Here is a 15,169-nt window from a genome sequence, read left to right as displayed (position 1 = left end):
GCGCCCACCCGGGCGCGGCCCTCGTGCGTCCGGACACGGCGCCGGCGGGTGGAAACGACAGATGCCCCGGCCTCGGCACCGGGTAAGCCCTAAGGGACTGTAAGGACTTGGCTCCCGACATTGAGCGACCCCGTTCGCGCCGTCGACTCTGTGTGCTCCCGGGCCGCAGACAAGGGAGTTCCGATGGCCACACAGACCACCACCGAACGTGCGCGGAAGCCGCGCCGCGACGAACGCAGGGTCGTCAGCAACATCGTGCGCGGATCGATCGGCAACCTGATCGAGTGGTACGACTGGTACGCGTACACCGCGTTCAGCATCTACTTCGCCTCCGTCTTCTTCCCCTCCGGCGACCAGACCGCCCAGCTGCTGAACACCGCCGCGGTGTTCGCCGTCGGCTTCCTGATGCGGCCGATCGGCGGCTGGGTCCTGGGCCGCTACGCCGACCGCCGTGGCCGCCGCGCGGCGCTGACTCTGTCGGTGATGCTCATGGCGGCCGGTTCGCTGATCGTCGCGCTGACCCCGTCGTACGGCTCGATCGGGGTCGCCGCGCCGATACTCCTGGTCACCGCTCGGCTGCTGCAGGGCCTCTCGGTGGGGGGTGAGTACTCGACCTCCGCCACCTATATGTCCGAGGTGGCCACGCCCGGCCGCCGCGGCTACTACTCCAGCTTCCAGTACGTCACCCTCATCGCCGGACAGCTGACGGCGCTCGGCCTGCAGATCGTCCTGCAGCAGGTGCTCAGCCCCGCGCAGATGGAGTCCTGGGGCTGGCGGATCGCGTTCGTCGTCGGCGCCGCGGGCGCGGTGATCGTGCTGTGGCTGCGGCGCGGCATGGACGAGTCCGAGAGCTTCGAGCGCGCCGCGTCGGAGAGCGAGAAGGAGCAGAGCGGCCCGGCCCGCGGCAGCCTGCGGCTGCTGCTGTCCTACCCGCGCCAGTGCCTGGTCGTCGTGGGGCTGACCATGGGCGGCACGCTGTTCTTCTACACGTACACCACCTATCTGCAGAAGTTCATGGTCAACACCAGCGGCATCCCCAAGCCGACGGCGGCCTGGATCAACTTCTTCGCGCTGCTCGTGTTCGTCGTGCTCCAGCCGGTCATGGGTCTGCTCTCCGACCGGGTGGGGCGGCGTCCCATGCTGATCGCGTTCGGGGCTCTGGGCACCGTGGTGGTGGTGCCCTCGCTCACGCTGCTGTCGCACACCAGCGACCCGGTGTACGCGTTCCTGCTCATGGTGGTGCCGCTGGCCGTCAGCTCCCTGTACACCTCGATCAGCGCGGTGGTGAAGGCCGAGCTGTTCCCGACGTCGATCCGGGCGCTCGGCGTCGGCCTGCCGTACGCACTGACAGTCGCCGTGTTCGGCGGGACCGCCGAGTACGTCGCCCTCTGGTTCAAGAAGGCCGGACACGAGAACTGGTACTTCTACTACGTGACCGCCTGTGTCCTGATCTCGCTGCTCGTCTACATTCGGATGCGCGAGACATCCGACGCGTCGCCGCTGGACGAGGACGTTTCCCGGACTCGCGACTGACGAGACGGGAAGGAGGCAGCCGTGCGGGTGCTGCTGGCCGAGGACGACGACGGTGTGGCGGGCGCGCTGACCGAGGCCCTGTACGACAACGGCCACGTGCCGGCCCGGGTACGGCGCGGCGAGGACGTCCTCGCCCGTCACCGGCAGGCGGACCTGCTGCTGCTCGACCTCGGCCTGCCCGACCTGGACGGTCTGGAGGTGCTGCGCAAGCTGCGCGCGGTCAGCGCCCTGCCGGTGGTGGTACTCACCGCGCGGGGCGACGAACGGTCGGTGGTGCGCGGCCTGCGGCTGGGCGCCGACGACTACCTGGTCAAGCCGGTCCGGCTGGCCGAGCTGCTGGCCCGCATCGAGGCCGTCACCCGCCGCGTCACGACACCTGCCGCGCCGGCGGCGCGCACCGTCCGCGTCGCCGACGTCGAGGTCGACCTCGACGCCCGCCGGGTGACGGTCGGCGGTGCGGAGGTGCGGCTGACCACCAAGGAGTTCGAGGTCCTCGCCGCACTGGCGGCCCGGGCCGGCACGGCGGTCAGCCGCCAGCAGCTGATGGACGAGGTGTGGGGCGACGCCTTCCTCGCCGTGTCCCGCTCGCTCGACGTGCACCTCACCCAGGTGCGGGCCAAGCTCGGCCGCCCCGAGGTGCTGACCACCATCCGCGGCTTCGGCTACCGCTTCGGCGACTGAGCCGGTCCCTGACGGCAGGCCCTGTTCATGCGCACCCGTGTCCTCACCGTGGTCCTGGCCTTCACGGTCCTCGCCGTGGCCGGCTTCGCCGCCCCGCTGCTGGCCGTCACCGCCGCGCAGCGCACCCAGCAACTGGTCGCGGCACGCACCGCCGACCTCGACCGTTTCGCCGGGCTGGCCGAGCAGGCCGCCGAGAGCGACGACACCGGCGCGCTCAGCGCCGACGTGCGCCGCTACACCGAGCTGTACGGCGAGGCCGTCGTGGTCGTCGACGCCCGCCGCGCCCCGGTGGTGCAGACGGGGGGGCTGCGCGCCACCGACGCGGCCGTCGCGCGGCTCGTCGACGCGGCGCTGCGCAACCAGCCCGTCTCGCCCGGAGGGACGCTGCGGCCCTGGACCCGGGCCGACCGGCTGCTCGCCCGGCCCGTGGGCACCGGCACCAGGGTGTCCGGTGCCGTGGTGCTGCGGGCCTCGGTGCGGACCGCCGCGGACGACATCGCCCTGCGCTGGGCGTTCGTCCTGGCCGGCGCCGGCCTGTTCGCCGTGGCCTGTGTGCTGCTCGCCCGCCGGGCCACGCAGTGGGTCGTACGGCCGCTGCACCGCCTCGACCGCGCGGTCGGCACCCTGGCCGCCGGGCTGCCGCCCGAGCACGCGCGGGCCGGTGGCCCGCCGGAGCTGCGTCAGCTGGCCACCGGCTTCAACCGCATGGCCGACGCGGTCACCACCGCGCTGGAACAGCAGCGCCGGCTCGTCGCCGACACCTCGCACCAACTGCGCAACCCCCTGGCCGCCCTGCGGCTGCGCATCGACTCGCTCCAGCCCCACCTGCGCACCTCCGCCACCCGCACCTACACCGGAGTGACGGCCGAACTCGAACGCATGGAGCATCTCCTCGACGACCTGCTCACTCTGGCGAACGCCGAGCACCGCGCCGGTGAACTGGCCGTCACGGACGTACGGGGAGCATGCTGCGACGCGACGGCGGTCGCCGCGGCCCAGGCCCGGCTGTGGCAGCCGGTGGCCGAACAGGCCGGAGTCCACCTGGAGTTCGTCCCCGGCCCGGCCGTCCTCACGGCCTGCGCGGAGGGAGAGCTGGCTCAGGTGGCCGACATCCTCCTCGACAACGCGATCAAGTACGCGGGGAGCGGCGCGCGCGTGGAGACACGCTGCTTCACCGAGGGCCCGGACGCGGTGCTCGAAGTACAGGACAACGGCCCGGGCCTGACCACGGGCGAACTCCCCCGCGCGGGCACCCGCTTCTGGCGCTCGGAACGTAACCGCGGGGTGCGCGGCAGCGGCCTCGGCCTGGCGATCGCCGAACGGCTGGTGGCCGGTCACTCCGGACAGGTCGAGTTCACGGCGGCCGAACCGCACGGCCTGCGCGTCCGGGTCGTACTCCCGAAGGGGCACACGACATGACCGGCCCCGCCCGCCCCACGACCCGCCGTACCGTCCTGCGCGCCGCACTCGGCGCGGCGGGCACCGGCCTGTTCGCAGGCGTCGCGGCGTCCGACACACGGGCCGCCGACAGCGGCCCGCAGGGAGAGCTGCGGATCGCGACCGGCGAGACCCACGGCTTCTACGCGGCCTTCGGCCGACTGCTCGCCACCCAGGTCACGGCCGCCTACCCCCGTCTGTCCTGCAAAGTGGCGGGCAGCGAGGGAAGCGTGGACAACGTACGGCTGCTCCAGGCGCGCCGGGCCGACGTGGCGCCGGCCCTGTCGGACATCGCGTGGGCGGCGTACGGCGGCACCGCGCCGTTCGAGCGCCGCGTTCCGCTGCGTGCGATCGGCAGGGTCTACGAGAACTACGTCCAGTTGGCCGTGCGCTCCGAGGCACCCATCCACACCGTGGCCGACCTGGCGGGCCGCACCGTATCGCTGGGCGCGCCCGCGTCCGGCGGTGCCGTGCTCGGCGACCGTCTGCTGCGCGTCGCGGGCCTGACCCCCGGTACCGACGTACGGGTCCGGCATCTGCTGATGCCGCAGGCGGCCCGCGCGATGCGGGCCGGCGCGATCGACGCCCTGCTGGTCGCGGGAGGCGTCCCGCTCCCCGTGCTGTCCGGGCTCGACACCCGCCCCGGCATCCGCCTGCTCCCCCTGTCCGGCCTGCTGCCCGGGCTGCGTGCCGACCTCGGCACGGCAGGATCGGGTCTGGAGGCGGTGACGGTGCCGGCCGGGGCGTACCGAAAGACCCCCGAAGTCCCCACCATCGGCGTCGCCAATCTCCTCCTCTGCCGCCCCGACCTCCCGGTCCCCGTCGCCGCCGCCCTCACCCACGTCCTGGTCCGCCGGGCCACCCGCCTCGTCCCCGCCCCGGCCCTCGGCACCCAGTTCCTCGACGCCCGCAGCCTGATATCCACGGGCGCCGTCCCCTTGCATCCGGGGGCGATCGCCGCCTACCGCGAACTGCACGGCTAACGACGCCGCCCACCGGTATCCCAGCTCTGACCAGCAGTGCCGGGGCATTTCCGGGCCAAGGTCCAACTCAGGCACCCTCCGCATCGCCCGTGGGCTCCTCCCACCGCTACATGGAAACCTCGATCTGCCGGTTGGCATGATTCCGCGCTTCGGCCAGGAACTTGGCGAGAATCATCAGTGCGCAGCGCTCCGGCTGTTATGCCCAGTACGTCGCGACGGCGGCCGAGAACGCGTTTCCGTTGCCGCCCGGCAACAGGTACGCCGACGCGACAGCGCTGCTCATTCAGGGATTGACCGCGTACTTCCTGGTGCGCGACGGAGCTCGGCTGGTCAAGGACGATTCCATCCTGATCCTCGCCGCCGCGGGCGGGGTCGGCTCCCTCGCGGTGCAACTCGCCCGGATCATGGGAGCGGGCCAGATCATCGGCGCGGCCAGCACACCGGAGAAGCGGAACCTGGTCCTCGATCTGGGCGCGGACGCCGTCGTCGACCACACCCAGCCGCGGTGGAATGCCGAAGTGCGGCGGCCTCACCGGAAGCCGGGGGTGGACGCGGCGCTGTCAGCGGCGGCGGTGACATGTTCAGTGAGACCCTGGCCGACCTGGCACCCCGCGGGCGCGCAGCGGTGTACGTGAGCGCGAACGGAGAGCTACCGGTCGTCGACTTCGCCGCCGAGATCAGCGCAGGCCGACTCGCGATGAACCAAACCGTGGGCTTCTTCGGCCTCCACTACTACCAGGCCTACGCCCGCGCGGAACTCAGGTAGGCGCTCGACGAACTGGCCGAGCACGTCCGCGCGGAGCGGCTCCGACTCGACCTCGGCCGTCAGTTTCCTCCGTCGGCAGCAGCCGAAGCACACCGGCTCCTCGAAGGCCGCCAGAGCACGGGAAAGCTGGTGCTGCTGCCGTGGGTGAACTGACCTTCCAGCCCAGCAAGCAACCTCGCAGGGCTCCGTAAGCTGCGCGCGGAACACTTCGAGGTCTGACATGACGTCCCGGCGCCCTCACGGGCTGCCTGGACCGAAGACGAAGGTGCCCCGGCGCTGCCGACAGAGACCTTTCACACGGTTGGCGGGACGATGCCCGCGGCCACGGTGTTGCCCTCGCTGATGTAACCCTGCGGGTCCCGCAGCGGGTTGGCCGAACCGTCAGGGTCCAGGAAGGGTTTCCAGCCTCCTTCGAGGCCCAGGTCGGTGGCCTGCCGGGCGATGCGGGCACAGGCCAGCGTGTAGAAGCGCAGCGCGGCCGACCCGAGCGGCGCGTGGTGTTCGATCAGCATGGTCCGCTGCCGCACCGACACCAGCCCGGCCCGGTCGAGATGGCGACGGAGATCGCGGGTGCGCAGCAACTGCCGGGCATAACCCGGGGTGCGAGCGGCGTACCGGAAGAAGTCCGTGAACAGGAAGGGATCCGCCGGACGCACAGTGATCAGGGAGGCATCGAGATCCTTGACCGCCACAATCCCGCCCGGGCGCACCACACGGGTCAACTCCCCTAGTGCCCTCGCGAGTTCGTCGTCGTCGAGGTACTGCGTGGTGTTCGCGCACCAGGCGGCGTCGAAGGTGTCGTCCGCGTACGGCAGGTTGAGGATGTCGCCTTGCCGTACGTCGATGGCGCATCCCAGGGAGCGGTGCCGTATCCGCGCGGCGGCGAGCTCGGCGTTCTCTGCGGCGAGATCGATCGCCGACACACGGCCCGTGGGTCCGACCAGATCGGCCAGCCAGGGCAGGAAGGCACCGGTACCGCAGCCGGCGTCCAGCACATGCCAGTCGGAACGGATGCCGACCTGGTCGAGCGCCGCCCGGTAGTGCGGCGCGCAGGCCTCGAAGTGCGCGTCGACGATCGATTCGTGGGTGAAGCCCAGCCCGGTCGACGCGGTGTACCCCCAGGACGAGTGATCCCCTGTCAGCATGCGCCTTCTCCGTTCCGCTCCTCCGTGGCAGAGGCGTCGACCAGTGCCATGAGGAGCTCGGAGACGCGATCGGGAGCCTCGAGCGGCGGAAGGTGGCCGGCCGCCTCTATGGTGACCAACCGCCCTCGCGGCAGGGCCTCGGCCATGGTCGCCGCCTCGTCGCCGGCCACGAGTTCGTCCTCGTCCCCGGCCAGGACGACGGCCGGCACGTCGGCGCCGCACAGGACGGACAGCGAGTCGGGGCGGGCCGCGATGGCGCACTGGGCCCAGGCCACCGACTCGGGGGCGGCGGTCGCCGCCATCGCCGTCACCCGCTCGACCAGGTCGGGGTGGCGGGTTCTCGTGGTCGCGCCGAGCAGCAGCGGCGTGGTGTGGGCGACGAGTTGGTCGCGGCTGGCGTCGTCGAGCAGCAGGTCGGCGAACCGGATGCGTTCGGCGGCCTCCTCGGGCCGGTCGGCCCCCGCCCGGGTGGCCAGCAGAGCGAGGGCCCGGACCCGGTGGGGGTGGCGGCGCAGGAAGGCCATCGCTGCGTAGCCGCCCATCGAACATCCGGCGAGCGCCACGGAACCGATGCGGTGCCTGTCGAGCAGTGCGGCGAGGTCGTCCGCGACGGTGTCGAGCGAAGGGGGCGCCGTGCCCAGCGGGGTACGGCCGAAGCCACGCTGGTCGGGCGTGATGACGGTGTGGCCACGTGCCCGCAATGCCGCAGCCTGGGCTTGCCACATGGCTGAGTCCAGCGGAAGGGCGTGCAGCAGGACGACGGGGACGTTCTCGATCCGGGTCACCGCCCGGCGCTCCGCTCGGCGTCGGAGACGAGAGCGGCCGCCTGTGACGAGAGGTCCGTGTCGCGCAGCCAGGCGAGGTGCACCGGGGCGGGCGGCAGGTCGCGCACGGGCAAGGCTTTGATGTGCGGCGGAAGGATCGCGTCCAGCGACTGGAACGACAGGTGGACGGCTCGGCCTGCGGCGAGTGTGTCGATCATCGCCTCCACTGTCGTCATCCGGTGGACGCGGCGCATCCGTGTACCCGACGGGGTGCGGGGCGGTACGACCTTGTCCCAGACGTACGGCGGGAAGTCGCCGGGGCAGCCGAAGCAGTCGTAGCCCGCGGCCTCCTCCACCGACACCATGTCGCGGTCCGCGAGGGGATGGTTCGTGCCGACGATCAACGCGCGGTGATCGAAGGCCACGGGCCGGCTGAAGGCGATGTCCGGTTCCCGCAGACCGTACTTGACGATCATGATGTCCAGGGTGCGGTCGCGCAGCGGGCGGAACGGCTCGGCAACGTCGTACGGGACGAGTTCCACTTCGTGCGGGCCGTGGCCAGCGGAGGCAAGGACCCGGGTGGCCAGGTGCGGTGAGCCGTGGATGCCGAGGCGGACGGGACGCGTGGCGCCGGGCACAGTGGTCGGCACGGCGGTGGGGAGAGGGTCGGGCATGTTCAGGTCTCCTTGGTCAGCGCGGCGTAGGCCCGCAGTACGTGGGGGCTGTGGGCGTCGGTGTCGACGCGCAGCGCGGCGAGTGGCGCGGTCAGGCCGGACAGATGGGGAACGGAACGCAGAGTGAGCCTGTCCCCAGGCCGGATCAGCCCGTTCAGTACCGCCTCGGCAAGGAGGTGGTTCACCTGGACGAGCACGTCGGAGACGGTGACTCTCGCCGTGGCGATGTACAGGTCGCGGTGGACGGGCCGGCTGCTCGGCGCGGCGGGCCCGGCCACGTCGATGGTGACCGGCGCCCATGCGGAGAGTTCACGCGTGCCGCTGAACGTCCGGAGCAGTCGGCGCAGGGCGGTGGTGGCCTCGTTTGCGGTGGGCCCGGACCAGGCCGAGGAGGCGTCGTCGGCGATGTGGTCGAAGGGGAACCGCTCTGTGAGGTTGTCCGGCCGCCCCGCCAGAAACAGCGTGCGGGTGAAGGAGCGCCGCCAGGCCACGGCGAGGTCGGCCGGCACCGACAGCGCGAAGCGGCAGGTCTCGTGCACCCAGGTCGGCAGGTGGAAGCCGCTGATGACGGCGACGACGACGGCGCTGTCGGCCACATCGTCCGCCTCGCGGCCGGCGACGGCGGCTTTGGCGTCGCGCAGGGCCTCGGGAGTGGACAGGTCCAGCCGGGCGGCGAGTTCGGGGCGTGCCGCACGCAACCTGTCGGCGGCGACGGCGAGCAGGAGTTCGGGGCTGAGGGTCATAGGTACACCGTGGTCAGCAGGTCGCCGGCCGGGACCCGAGGGCCGCGGCCGAGCAGCGACGAGGTGAGCCGGTACGGATCGACGTGGGTATGACCTCGTCGATGCCGCTCCAGCAGAGCGGGCAGTGCGCCCGGGTCCTGTGGTTTCTCCTCGGCTCGGCTCAGCAGTCGCTCCGCGCGGGCCAGGCTCTTGCGCAGCAGGTCGTGCCGGAATGACTCCTGCTGTCCGGGCCCGAGGACGGCGATGAAGTACAGACGCACACCGAGCCGGAGCACCGCCGGGTCCTGGTCGCCCCCGAGGGAGCGCAGCAGCACCTCCACGGTGTGATCGTGCCAGCCGCCGTGCCGGGCGGAGGTGATCTTCCCGTCGATCGGCACCCTGCCAACGGGCGCCCGGTGGACCGTGGTCCCCTTGGCCGTGAGCACCCGCTCCAGGAGCTGGTAGTCGGGGTCGAGTTCACGGTCGTACAGCACCACGACCTCGTCGTAGCGGGGGGTGAGCGGCAACAGTTCGCGCAGTGCGCAGGCGAGGTAGTTCGGGCGTCCGTCCGCGGTGACGATCTGGCGCAACGGCAGGCCGAAGCGGGTCGCGTCGAGGTACACGGGGCCGCCCACGTCCCGCTGGTCCAGCCCCAGGCCGCCCGCCACGAGGTCCTCGATCATCTCCTCCAGCCCGAATCCGGGCGGTTGGCATGCCAGCAGTCCCGGGTCGTGCAGGCCGAGCCGCTCGTAGTGCCGGGTCCACAGCCGCAGCACGCGCGTGCCGGCGGGGTGCACATAGCCCGCGCGTTCGACGGCCTCGGCGTACGGGCGCACGTCCATGGCGGTGAGCGGCTTCCCCTCGGCCCGGTAGTGCACGTACAGCTCGCCGATCTCCTCCTCGGACAGGGTCTCGTAGTCGGTGTCGCCCTGGGTTCGGTCGAGGAACTCCCAGAAACCCAGCGTCTGTTCGGTCGGGTGGTACGTCGTGTGGCTGTATCGGTACGTCACGTCGGCCAGCGGTGCCGTGGCCCGGAACATCACGTCCGCCCAGAGCAGGCCCTTGAGGTGGCTGGGGGTCAGCGGCTTGGACGGGGTAACGGTGATCGGCGCCAGCAACACCCTGCGGCGCTCCCCTGCCATCACTCCACCCCCGCGTCGAGGGCCGTCAGTAGCTCCCGCCGGGTCGGTGGGTGAGGGCCCGTGAGCACGGAGCCGTCAGGGGCTCCGCGCACCCGGTCCCGGAAGGCGGCGTCGTCGAAGACCTCCGCGGGTTTGTCCAGGCCCATCAGGACGCGGGTGAGACCACGCCAGACGGTGGCGTCGGTGGCGGCGGCACGCGCCAGCTCGGGGAGGGCGGGACGGCCCGGAGCCGCGGGGGCAACTGGCTGTGGCGGGGTGCCGTCGGCCCTGGCCCGCCACAACCCGACGCGGGCCCGGCTGTCATGGACGGCCTGCTCGTACCAGGGGTGATGGATCTCGTCGGCAAGGCGCACGGCCACCTCGCTCTGGCACTCCCCCACCGCTGGATGGGAGTCGAGTGCCTCGGCAAGCCGGAAGGCGTGCTCCAGGGCCAGGGACATGCCGCGTCCATAGAGCGGGTCGGTGACGCAGGCCGCGTCCCCGACCGGGAACAGCCCGGCCACCTGCCGCCGCCCGGGACGGATCACGGAGCGCAGGATGTTGGGCGGCATGGTGATGGCCCGGACGCCGGTGAGCGGCGTCGCGGCCCGCTCGTCGGTCCACTGCGTCACGTACGGGGAGAGCCGGGCGGCGGCGGTGAAGGCCGCCGGCTCGCGCAGCACCGTGGTGGCCGGGTCGGAGGTGAGCGCGCCGAGAGTGATGGCGAAGACGGCGTTGTCGGCGGGATGCACGACGGCTGCGTAGTGGTCCCAGATGCCACCGGCCGCATTGCCGCGGTTGAGCGGTCCCGGCGGGGGGCCGTCAGGCGCGGTCAGCCGGTAGAAGCGGGTGAAGCAGCGCAGGTGCGTGGGACCGGTCAGGTCGTCGCCCACCGGCAGGCCGGCGTTGCGCAGCCAGGAGCGGGTGGCGGCCCCGCGCCCGGTGGCATCCACCACGAACCGCGCGGGCACCTGTGCGCCGGTGTCGGTCAGCACACCGCGGGCCCGTGAGCCGGACGGGTCCAGGAGCAGGCCCCGCACCGCGACGCCGTGGTCGACCGTGACCCGGGGCAGAGCCGCCACGGCCCGGTGGAGCAGCAGGTCGAGGACGGGACGGCGTACGGCGAGAGCCACCAGTTCTCCGTCGGTGGCGGCACGGTGCTCCGCGCCGGCGGGCGCCACCCGGGTGAGGTCCAGCAGCCGCGCGCCTTCCTCCAGCACCGTCTCCAGCAGGCTCGGGGCCGACCGGCGCAGCACCCGCACCCCGAGCGATGTGAGGACGTGCGAGTGGTCGCCCTGCGCGACGGTGGGACGGTGCCAGAGCTCGGCGGCCTTGCCTGCCGGGCCTTCCGGCGGCGGCGCGGAGCGCTCCAGGACCCGTACCGCGAAGCCCCGTTCGGCGAGGGCAAGGGCGGTGGCCAGACCCGCGACGCTGCCGCCCACGACCACCACGGCGGGCGCGGTCAACGGCGTCGCCCGTGGACGAAGAACACCCGGCGGACGTCCTTGACGTCACGGGCCGGGACGGGATCCGGCCAGCGGCCGAAGTCCGCACCCGGCTCCCCCGGCTGCGTGGCCTCGACGTCGAAGCCGTACTGCTCGAAGAGCGCCTCGGGCTCGTCGCTGCCGAAGCGCCAAGGACAGCCCCAGCGGGCGAAGACGTCCAGCAGCCCCCGCATGTGCGGCAGGGACAGGGCGGCGGCGTTGACCAGGTCGGCGGCGATATGACTACCGGGTGTGCAGAGGGCCGCCACGCGCTCGAGCATGCGATGCGTGTCGGGTTCGGGGATGTAGTAGAGGAGCCCTTCGAGCAGCCAGGTGGCGGGCAGCGACGGATCGTACCCCGCGTCGACGAGCCGCTTCTCCCAGTCGTCGGCGGTGAGGTCGACGGCGACGGCGCGATGGTCCACCTGCGGGGTGACGCCCCGGATGCGGTCGGCCTTGAACTCCAGTACGGCCGGCCGGTCGACCTCGAAGTAGCGGATGTGGTCGGGCCATTTCAGCCGGTAGGCCCGGGAGTCCATGCCGGACGGGGCCAGCACGATCTGGGTCATGTCCGGGTCCTGAGCGGCGGCGAGCAGGAAGTCGTCGAAGAACCGGGTGCGGATCGCGTTGTAGTCGGGGGTGCTGGGCAAGTCGCGCGGCCTGTCCGGCGGGAAGGTCGCGGCCCGTATCTCGGCCAGCAGCCCGGGGCCGGCGTCGCCGACGAACTGGGCGGCGTAGGGGTCCTCGTAGAGGCGGTCTTCACGCCGGGTCTCGGCGGCCCGAAGCGCGGCGGTGAGCAGGGCGGTCCGCTCCACCGGGTTCAGAAGGTCGGTCATGTGGGGGTTCCTTGCACTGTGTACGGTCAGGGCAACGGCGCGCCGGTCAGACGCCGCCACAGGGCGTCGTCCTGCCGGAACAGCCGGTCCTTCACCTGGGTCGGACGGATGCCGCTGCCGACGGCCGCGTGCCAGTCCCGGTGGAACGCGTCCGGATCGAGCAGCCGCACCGCGGGGGTGGAGAGCCGGTGCTCCGCGCGGGCCCGCCGGTAGTCGGCGGACTCTCCCGCCAGGGCCGCGTCCAACAGGCCCGCGAAGCGTGTGGCTTCGGCGTCCTGCCAGGGAGTGAGCGGGGCGACAGCGAAGACATAGCGGGGGGCCGCCCCGTCGGGCGCGGGTTCCACCCGGCACGCCACGTTGCCGAGTCCGAGGCCCGTGGCGGTGAGGGCACCGCGCAGCGCGCGGACGACCTGGGACTCGCGCAGCCGCTCGCCGGCCGCGTCCGAGAGGCTCGCCCGGCCCGCGTACTCCACCCGCGGCACGCCCCTCGCCATGTCGACGACCCGGACGACGTCGCCGACGGCGTACCGGTACAGCCCGCCTACATGGCTGAAGATCACGTGGTAGTCGCGCCCGGCTTCCAGTTCGTGCGGCAGCAGCGTCACGGTGTCCGGCGTGAGGCCGTCGTCGGCGTCGGCGAACTCGTACACGGCCGCCGACGTGACGAGGCTGCCCGCACTGCCGTGCCGGTCCAGCGGCACGCCGACGGGCCCTTCGGACGCGGCCACCGGCGCGGGCAGCGCCGTGACCCCGGTGCCGAACCGCTCGCGCAGGGACGGGAGATAGAGCGAGGCCACGCCTGTCGTCCAGCCGAACAGGGCCCGGATCCGCGGCCACACGTGGGCCGGGGACACGGTGCCGAAGTAGTCGGCGAGCCGTTCCAGTTCGGCCGCGCGGCGCGGGTCGGGGCTGCGGTGGGGCAGTCCGCCCAGGGTGCCGTCGCGCACCTCCTTGACGATGCGGTCCCACCACAGGGTCAACTGGTACGGAACGGCCGCGATCATCGCCGGGTTGATGCCGATGAGGCAGCGCACATCGCTCTGCACGGCCAGCCGCAGCCGCAGGTACATCTTCTCCAGGTGGTCGTCGGGCGCGACATCGACGGGAAGGGCGGCCCACGGTGCGGCGGTGCCGAGTTCGGCGGAGAGGGGTTCGCCGAACTTCTCACCGAAGTCGACCTGGCTGGCACCGACATGAGGGCGGCCGTCGGCTGCCGTGGGGGGCACGGCGAGCGGGTCGTGCTTGAGGTTGAGTACGGCGTCGGGCCGGTGTGTGACGTCGGGGAAGGTCTCGATGAGCGGCGCCCAGGCCGCGTAGTAGAACGGGAAGAAGGTGGTCCTCATGAACCGTGGGGTGACCGGGATCTTCTTGTGGGCGCCGGTGCTGCCGCTGCTGGTGAAGTACACGACCGGCCGGTCCGCCGTCAGCAGGTTCGGCTCCCCCCGCGCGGTGCGCTCGATCAGCGGCGCGTGCGCGGCGTAGTCCTGCACGGGGACTGCCTTGCGGAAGTCGTCGATGCCGCGGATGCGGGCGAAGCCGTGCCGTCTGCCGAACTCGGTCTCCGCGTTGAAGTCGAGGAAGTCGGCGAGGACGCGCCGCTGCCGGCCCTGGGAGTCCGTGAGCGCCTCGGTCAACCGAGTGCGTTCGGTGCGGACCCGCTCCCGGTACCGGTCGGCATGGCCGGCGTGCGCCCATCCGTGGTCCGCCGTCACGGGGTGAGCACCTCCAGCACAGCGTCCGCGGTCCGGGCCACGCCCGGTTGTTCCTCGATGATCGTCACCGGCACGTCCCGTACCTCTTCCAGCATCAGTTTGCGAAGGCTCTTCTGGTAGCTGTCGAAGCCCAGCCACTCGGGACGCTCGCCGAAGTGCTCCAGGGGGTTGAGCCGGACACCTTCGGCCGAGCGCCGCCAGGCGGACGCGGTGGACACGTCGAGGTAGACCACCGCGCGCGGTTGCGGGAAGGAACGCCACCAGTCGTACATGGGGTTCTGCCCGACACCGGCCAGTCGGCACTTGGCGAGGATCTTGTAGTAGTAGGAGTCCATCAGCAGCGGAACGTCCTGGTCCTGGCGCTCCACCTGGTCCCTGAGGTGGACGACGGCGGTCTGCAGGAGGCTGGCCAGGAAGTCCACGGAGTAGGACGTCCCGAGGTTCGGTAGAACATCCTCGACGACTTGGCGGCGCAGCGACCCGACGAGTTCGTGGCCGGGCCCGAGGAAGGCGTCGTCCGTGGACAGCATCCGCCACCCGGGCAGCCGGGCCGCGACCTCCGCCAGGACCGAGGACTTGCCCGCGCCGTCCGGGCCCAACAGCACGTAGAAAGGCCGGTCGGCGTAGGCGGCGGTCGCCGTGCTCCGTCCGCTGCGGGCACTCACGAGAGCGGGGAGGCGGGTATCGAGTTCTCGGAAGGGCCCGGCTCCGGAGACTCTGTGCCGGGCGGGAAGTTCTGTTTGAAGGTGAACGCGTACGGCGTGGGGCCGTGCGCCCGCAGATGCCTGACCCGTTCCTCGGCCTCGGCCGTGGTAGGGCGATGGCCGGCGGGGACCCACCACAGCGCGTACGCGGCCTCGGTCATGTGCTGGAACCACTCCCGCCGCCTGCGCACGAATTCGCGGTGCTCGCCGGAGTAGGTGAACTTCTCCAGTTCCTCGATCGACGCCCATACCGATATGTTCACGAGGGCGCCCGCACTGTCGCCCGCATCCCACTCGAATCCCGGATCGTCGTCGGTCTGTCGCCAGACGAAACCCGGCGCCGCCTCCGCCAGGGCGAACATGGGCCCCAGGTTGTCCATGAAGCCACTCATTTTCGGATCGTCCGCCGGCGCCTCCATCCTGCCGACATTCACATGTACGAGTTCGAATTCCATCCTCGTCACTCCTTCAGCGAGCTTTCCCGTGTCTTCAATTCTTGCCGAATGACGGCCGGATTATGCTGGCAACAACTTGCCAGTTGCGCGTATTGCCGTGGAACGGAAAACGATGTCGCATTCGCGATTTCGCGTCGTCGCGCACTCGGGGC

17 protein-coding genes are annotated in these 15,169 nt (G+C 71.8%); 7 read left to right on the top strand and 10 right to left on the bottom strand.

What is annotated here, in order from left to right:
- Positions 1 to 183: 183 nt before the first annotated feature.
- The 7 genes from FNH08_RS13265 (at position 184) to FNH08_RS53960 (ending at position 5,553) form a co-directional block, all read left to right on the top strand.
- Positions 184 to 1,533 carry an MFS transporter gene (locus FNH08_RS13265; RefSeq protein WP_152771676.1) on the top strand — a complete coding sequence of 450 codons (1,350 nt, stop codon included), beginning with the start codon at positions 184 to 186 and terminating at the stop codon, positions 1,531 to 1,533.
- Between the two features lie 21 nt (positions 1,534 to 1,554).
- Entirely contained in the window at positions 1,555 to 2,214 is a 660-nt protein-coding gene (locus FNH08_RS13260) for a response regulator transcription factor (RefSeq protein WP_322724389.1), read from the top strand.
- Between the two features lie 27 nt (positions 2,215 to 2,241).
- Positions 2,242 to 3,633, top strand: a complete 1,392-nt coding sequence (locus FNH08_RS13255) for a sensor histidine kinase (RefSeq protein ID WP_152771675.1) — start codon at positions 2,242 to 2,244, stop codon at positions 3,631 to 3,633.
- Complete coding sequence (locus tag FNH08_RS13250; protein ID WP_152771674.1) at positions 3,630 to 4,634, top strand: TAXI family TRAP transporter solute-binding subunit; 1,005 nt, start codon at positions 3,630 to 3,632, stop codon at positions 4,632 to 4,634. Before FNH08_RS13255 ends, FNH08_RS13250 begins: the two co-directional genes overlap by 4 nt.
- Before the next feature lie 161 nt (positions 4,635 to 4,795).
- Positions 4,796 to 5,269, top strand: a complete 474-nt coding sequence (locus FNH08_RS13245) for a zinc-binding dehydrogenase (protein WP_152771673.1) — start codon at positions 4,796 to 4,798, stop codon at positions 5,267 to 5,269.
- Complete coding sequence (locus tag FNH08_RS53050) at positions 5,266 to 5,400, top strand: hypothetical protein (protein WP_265579767.1); 135 nt, start codon at positions 5,266 to 5,268, stop codon at positions 5,398 to 5,400. The genes FNH08_RS13245 and FNH08_RS53050 overlap by 4 nt, the downstream gene beginning before the upstream one ends.
- 12 nt (positions 5,401 to 5,412) lie before the next feature.
- Positions 5,413 to 5,553, top strand: a complete 141-nt coding sequence (locus FNH08_RS53960; RefSeq protein ID WP_152771682.1) for a zinc-binding dehydrogenase — start codon at positions 5,413 to 5,415, stop codon at positions 5,551 to 5,553.
- Between the two features lie 140 nt (positions 5,554 to 5,693).
- Here the strand turns inward: FNH08_RS53960 and FNH08_RS13235 are convergent, their stop codons facing one another.
- The 10 genes from FNH08_RS13235 to FNH08_RS13190 are packed head-to-tail and all read right to left on the bottom strand — an operon-like array spanning position 5,694 to position 15,017.
- Positions 5,694 to 6,545 carry a class I SAM-dependent methyltransferase gene (locus tag FNH08_RS13235; protein ID WP_152771672.1) on the bottom strand — a complete coding sequence of 284 codons (852 nt, stop codon included), beginning with the start codon at positions 6,543 to 6,545 and terminating at the stop codon, positions 5,694 to 5,696.
- Complete coding sequence (locus FNH08_RS13230) at positions 6,539 to 7,330, bottom strand: alpha/beta fold hydrolase (RefSeq protein ID WP_322724388.1); 792 nt, start codon at positions 7,328 to 7,330, stop codon at positions 6,539 to 6,541. Before FNH08_RS13230 ends, FNH08_RS13235 begins: the two co-directional genes overlap by 7 nt.
- Positions 7,327 to 7,983, bottom strand: a complete 657-nt coding sequence (locus FNH08_RS13225) for a substrate-binding domain-containing protein (RefSeq protein ID WP_152771671.1) — start codon at positions 7,981 to 7,983, stop codon at positions 7,327 to 7,329. The genes FNH08_RS13230 and FNH08_RS13225 overlap by 4 nt, the downstream gene beginning before the upstream one ends.
- A gap of 2 nt (positions 7,984 to 7,985) precedes the next feature.
- On the bottom strand, positions 7,986 to 8,726 hold the full coding sequence (locus FNH08_RS13220) for a DUF6182 family protein (protein WP_152771670.1): 741 nt from the start codon (positions 8,724 to 8,726) through the stop codon (positions 7,986 to 7,988).
- Positions 8,723 to 9,847 carry a hypothetical protein gene (locus FNH08_RS13215; protein ID WP_152771669.1) on the bottom strand — a complete coding sequence of 375 codons (1,125 nt, stop codon included), beginning with the start codon at positions 9,845 to 9,847 and terminating at the stop codon, positions 8,723 to 8,725. Before FNH08_RS13215 ends, FNH08_RS13220 begins: the two co-directional genes overlap by 4 nt.
- Positions 9,847 to 11,292 carry an FAD-dependent oxidoreductase gene (locus FNH08_RS13210; RefSeq protein WP_152771668.1) on the bottom strand — a complete coding sequence of 482 codons (1,446 nt, stop codon included), beginning with the start codon at positions 11,290 to 11,292 and terminating at the stop codon, positions 9,847 to 9,849. The genes FNH08_RS13215 and FNH08_RS13210 overlap by 1 nt, the downstream gene beginning before the upstream one ends.
- Entirely contained in the window at positions 11,289 to 12,146 is an 858-nt protein-coding gene (locus tag FNH08_RS13205) for an SAM-dependent methyltransferase (RefSeq protein WP_152771667.1), read from the bottom strand. The genes FNH08_RS13210 and FNH08_RS13205 overlap by 4 nt, the downstream gene beginning before the upstream one ends.
- A 26-nt stretch (positions 12,147 to 12,172) precedes the next feature.
- The gene (locus FNH08_RS13200; RefSeq protein WP_322724386.1) at positions 12,173 to 13,858 is read right to left on the bottom strand and encodes a GH3 family domain-containing protein; all 1,686 of its coding nucleotides are present in this window, start codon (positions 13,856 to 13,858) and stop codon (positions 12,173 to 12,175) included.
- Complete coding sequence (locus FNH08_RS13195; RefSeq protein ID WP_322724385.1) at positions 13,855 to 14,523, bottom strand: nucleoside/nucleotide kinase family protein; 669 nt, start codon at positions 14,521 to 14,523, stop codon at positions 13,855 to 13,857. The genes FNH08_RS13200 and FNH08_RS13195 overlap by 4 nt, the downstream gene beginning before the upstream one ends.
- Positions 14,520 to 15,017, bottom strand: a complete 498-nt coding sequence (locus tag FNH08_RS13190; protein WP_152771666.1) for a DUF3291 domain-containing protein — start codon at positions 15,015 to 15,017, stop codon at positions 14,520 to 14,522. The genes FNH08_RS13195 and FNH08_RS13190 overlap by 4 nt, the downstream gene beginning before the upstream one ends.
- Between the last annotated feature and the right edge of the window lie 152 nt (positions 15,018 to 15,169).

The organism is Streptomyces spongiae (genome assembly GCF_009377185.1).
Taxonomy (GTDB): domain Bacteria; phylum Actinomycetota; class Actinomycetes; order Streptomycetales; family Streptomycetaceae; genus Streptomyces; species Streptomyces spongiae.
Note: the sequence above shows the minus strand (reverse complement) of the source record. Positions and strands in the feature narration are given on the sequence as shown.

What these genes read in the sequence shown, in the direction of transcription:
- FNH08_RS13265 (WP_152771676.1), top strand. Translation starts at nt 184, where the DNA reads ATGGCCACACAGACCACCACCGAACGTGCGCGGAAGCCGCGCCGCGAC.
- FNH08_RS13255 (WP_152771675.1), top strand. Translation starts at nt 2,242, where the DNA reads ATGCGCACCCGTGTCCTCACCGTGGTCCTGGCCTTCACGGTCCTCGCC.
- FNH08_RS13250 (WP_152771674.1), top strand. Translation starts at nt 3,630, where the DNA reads ATGACCGGCCCCGCCCGCCCCACGACCCGCCGTACCGTCCTGCGCGCC.
- FNH08_RS13235 (WP_152771672.1), bottom strand. Translation starts at nt 6,545, where the DNA reads ATGCTGACAGGGGATCACTCGTCCTGGGGGTACACCGCGTCGACCGGG.
- FNH08_RS13225 (WP_152771671.1), bottom strand. Translation starts at nt 7,983, where the DNA reads ATGCCCGACCCTCTCCCCACCGCCGTGCCGACCACTGTGCCCGGCGCC.
- FNH08_RS13220 (WP_152771670.1), bottom strand. Translation starts at nt 8,726, where the DNA reads ATGACCCTCAGCCCCGAACTCCTGCTCGCCGTCGCCGCCGACAGGTTG.
- FNH08_RS13215 (WP_152771669.1), bottom strand. Translation starts at nt 9,847, where the DNA reads ATGGCAGGGGAGCGCCGCAGGGTGTTGCTGGCGCCGATCACCGTTACC.
- FNH08_RS13205 (WP_152771667.1), bottom strand. Translation starts at nt 12,146, where the DNA reads ATGACCGACCTTCTGAACCCGGTGGAGCGGACCGCCCTGCTCACCGCC.
- FNH08_RS13190 (WP_152771666.1), bottom strand. Translation starts at nt 15,017, where the DNA reads ATGGAATTCGAACTCGTACATGTGAATGTCGGCAGGATGGAGGCGCCG.